Source organism: Vreelandella neptunia, from assembly GCF_000712975.1.
Classification (GTDB): domain Bacteria; phylum Pseudomonadota; class Gammaproteobacteria; order Pseudomonadales; family Halomonadaceae; genus Vreelandella; species Vreelandella qaidamensis.
Genome location: NZ_JHQL01000017.1, coordinates 1 through 290 on the forward strand (window position 1 = coordinate 1; position 290 = coordinate 290).

The window sequence follows — 290 nt, forward strand, 5'->3', positions numbered from 1 at the left end:
GTGCTGCGCCAAGCAGGCTGTGAAGATGCCGATATGTTGATTGCGGTGACCAACACCGACGAAGTCAATATGATTGCCTGCCAAGTCGCCCACACGCTATTTCGTACCCCCACCAAAATTGCCCGCGTACGTTCAACCGCCTACCTCACCCGTAAAGGATTATTCGCCCACGAAGCGATTCCTATTGATGTACTGATCAGCCCTGAACAAGTGGTCACGGATCATGTGCGCCGCCTGATTGAGCACCCCGGTGCGCTGCAGGTGTTGGAGTTTGCCGGTGGTTTGGTGCA

At 55.2% G+C, this 290-nt stretch carries 1 protein-coding gene; it reads left to right on the forward strand.

Annotated elements, in window-relative coordinates; genetic code table 11:
• Positions 1-290: NAD-binding protein (locus CR46_RS0117655; protein ID WP_198023748.1), on the forward strand; the 290-nt coding region annotated here is incomplete at both ends.